Here is a 3,099-nt window from a genome sequence, read left to right on the forward strand (position 1 = left end):
GTTCAGATCATCCCCATTTAAGTAAGGGAATAACACTTCCTTATTCCGTGGATCTTTGGCAATCAGTGTTGCTGCCTGTTCCGTGGTCAACACGAAACCCATTCCTAACACATAACTACCGATAAAACTTTTGCTGGAATTTTCTTTCAGGGGAAATGGATTTCCCATTCCCTCTGAAAGTTTTATAACCCCTTGATAAATGATGGCTTAGGAAAACAAATCAGTCTTAAAATACTATTTTTCACTTCATAAATACTTCACAATGATGAATCAAAAAATTACGTACGGCTTTGTGCTTAAGCCAAATCTAAACAAAATGGGGCTTCATCCCGTCTATTTTCGGGCCTTTCAAAGCGGAAGAAAAATTGAAATTGCCACCTCCGTAACGCTTACAGGCAAGGATTGGTCAGTCAACCTTCAACGTGTAAAGCGAAGAAACAGGCTTCATGAACGGTATAATACCATTCTGGAAGCCTATGATAAAAAGGCTATGAAACTACTGGTCAACAGTTTTGTACAAAACGAAACAGCCTTGACACTGCAACAGTTCAAAGATCAAATGATTTCAGCGACCTACGAAGATGGAAATTTCACCGATTATATTTTAAATTATCTTAATGAAAATAGGCCCCGATTACGGCTTGAATCTTGGTTTAGTTATAAATCTCAAATTACGAAGCTTCTGAAGTTTAAGAAAAAGGTGATGTTCTCGGATATAACAGAGAAATTTATTAACGACTATCATAGTTACATGATCCATACTTTATGTAATAATGAAAATACGGCAAGCAAGAGCCTGAGATCATTAAGAACCTTTGTCAATATAGCGCTACGCTACAAATACATGAAGATTAATCCGTTCCAATTTATTACCATTAAAAAGGTAGATGGTAAACGGGATTTTTTGAATCCGGAAGAACTTGGGAAGTTATCGAAAGCCTATTTCTCTGGAGAAGTAACTAAGCCAATTGAGAAACAAGTATTGCAGTATTTCCTTTTTTCTTGTTATACAGGGTTACGGTATTCAGACCTCAAATCTCTTCAAGCTAATGCAATAAGTGATAATAAAGTAAAAATAAAAATGCACAAAACCGGATATCTGGTTACCATTCCGTTAACCCAAAAAGCTACTCAACTCCTGCCTGCAACTTTAGGTTCTGGCACCCAGCCTGTGTTTCGTATTTATTGTAACAAAGTGACTAATCGAATATTGAAACAAATTGGGAAACGATTTGACATTCCAAAAAAGCTTACCTGCCATGTTGCGAGGCATACATTTGCTACGGTATCTATCACCCTGGGAATCCCTATCGAGGTAGTCAGCAAGCTACTGGGACACACCAATCTTAGAACAACGCAGGTTTATGCAAAAATAGTGGATAATGTTAAAGAAAGGGAAATGCTCAAATGGGATCTTTTATAGTCTTGTTATGTGAAGTTTAATTTTTTCTGCGATCAATTAAAACTTAGTCCTACAGCCGTATTCCGGGTATTTGAGAAAGTGCTTTCAGGCTATTTATCTGTAGAAGTTTATTAATAGACAGATCGTTTAGCTTGTAACACTGCGCTCATTTGCGATGACCCATGCTTCGATATGGGATCGCATCAACTTCATTCAGTTTTAATTTGTAATCACGCCGACATCTTCCTGCATTGATAATTATAAATAACACCTATTTAAGCGGTACTTAAAAACAGAAAATTGAATATAAATGCACGGACGGGTTTTATCGCAAGGGTAATAATCAAAAGTAAAAACCTATTTCATTTTCTCCAGTGCCCCAATCTACTTTTTCCCCTTCCCCGTCCGTTTGCCCTTTTCCGCAATCACCGCCAACTCCTTAAGCACCTTTTTCTTCTCCTCTCCATCAATGTCTTTAGAAGAAATAAAAAAATCTTTCAGGTCTCGGTTGATGGTGAGCGCAATACGAAAGAAGGTAGCAAGCGGGGGTTGTATGGTATTTGTAGCCCATTTGGAAACGGTTGCCGGTTCATAACCTAACGCTTCCGCAAGATCCTTATTAGAAACCCGCTCCTCTTTTAAAACAACAGCCAGCCTGTTCATGACCAGATGGGCGGATTTTCTTTTAGGGGTCATTATTTTACTCATCGGGTAAATAAATTGTTCTTATAGAACACAATTTACAGGATTGCAGCAAATTGATTTTTATCTAAAAGAGTTATTGTAAAAAATAAAATTGTTATTATGTAACAATTGTGTTATATTGCATAACAATTTTATAAAAAATTCTTTATGACATAGAAAATTATACAATAACGTATAAAAGCGTATTTGCTTTATTCCCGATTCTGAAATTACGACAAATCACTGATCTCGGGAGGATAAGGTAAATCGCTCGCGTTTTCCTTATTTTTAAGGTTCAGGCGTGGGCGTTCTTATTTGAGATCAGGGGTGTCGTAACCCTCAGAATCATTAAGGACCAACCCACGTCTTTTTTATGCGCCGCCGGTTGGTCTGCTTGCACATTTCTCACCTTTAAATGCTTCGCCATGCAAAAGACAACCACCCGCAAACAACCCCAACGCAAGCCCAAGCCGGAACTAAAATGGCAAACCGGGGCTTATGAGCGCTTTGCTGATTTCAACTTTATTCTCCCATATCCATTTCTGCTGCTCTGCCGCCTGATGGGTGTAAAGCCCCTGGAGGTTCTAACAGACTTTATGGATAACCTGTCCTGCGGCAGCTGGAACCGTGAGGGTAGGGACACTGCCAAAGAACACCTCATTAACTATTTTATTGCACACGGCTACGGGCAGGAGCATTATACGGAAGCCAACATCCGCCAGATTTTTAAGGAAATGGATGCAGTAGGTATGCTGTTTCCACGAGAAAGCAATGGTAAAATGGTAGACCGATACGCCAAATGGAGGGATAAGCACCAAACCTGGTGGTTTAAAAAATGGTTTCGCAAAACCAGGCGTCAACATTTATAAAAAAGACTAACCATGAATGGGTGCATAACATTTTTTTCTGCTTCGTACCTTTGTTACAAAGACGAACATTATGCCAACAGCACAGGAATTATTCAACGACTATTTAAAATCGGTAGAGAATCTCAAGACAATCGACAATTTTTA

Annotated in this window: 3 protein-coding genes; 2 read left to right on the top strand and 1 reads right to left on the bottom strand. The window is 38.7% G+C overall.

Going from position 1 to position 3,099, the window contains the following annotated elements; translation table 11 throughout:
* Positions 1-262: 262 nt before the first annotated feature.
* The gene (locus QM629_RS00825) at positions 263-1,423 is read left to right on the top strand and encodes a site-specific integrase (protein ID WP_415156202.1); all 1,161 of its coding nucleotides are present in this window, start codon (positions 263-265) and stop codon (positions 1,421-1,423) included.
* 363 nt (positions 1,424-1,786) lie between these two features.
* On the opposite strand, the gene QM629_RS00830 is transcribed toward QM629_RS00825, so the two are convergent.
* Positions 1,787-2,098, bottom strand: a complete 312-nt coding sequence (locus tag QM629_RS00830) for a helix-turn-helix transcriptional regulator (RefSeq protein WP_415156204.1) — start codon at positions 2,096-2,098, stop codon at positions 1,787-1,789.
* A 413-nt stretch (positions 2,099-2,511) separates the two neighbouring features.
* Here QM629_RS00830 and QM629_RS00835 point away from each other — a divergent pair, with 413 nt between their 5' ends.
* The gene (locus tag QM629_RS00835; RefSeq protein ID WP_415156206.1) at positions 2,512-2,955 is read left to right on the top strand and encodes a hypothetical protein; all 444 of its coding nucleotides are present in this window, start codon (positions 2,512-2,514) and stop codon (positions 2,953-2,955) included.
* The last annotated feature ends 144 nt before the right edge of the window (positions 2,956-3,099 follow it).

The sequence above is a fragment of the Parafilimonas sp. genome, assembly GCF_047606085.1.
Lineage (GTDB): Bacteria > Bacteroidota > Bacteroidia > Chitinophagales > Chitinophagaceae > Parafilimonas.

Coding starts and splice junctions, on each gene's coding strand:
- QM629_RS00825 (WP_415156202.1), top strand. CDS start 263: ATGATGAATCAAAAAATTACGTACGGCTTTGTGCTTAAGCCAAATCTA.
- QM629_RS00830 (WP_415156204.1), bottom strand. CDS start 2,098: ATGACCCCTAAAAGAAAATCCGCCCATCTGGTCATGAACAGGCTGGCT.
- QM629_RS00835 (WP_415156206.1), top strand. CDS start 2,512: ATGCAAAAGACAACCACCCGCAAACAACCCCAACGCAAGCCCAAGCCG.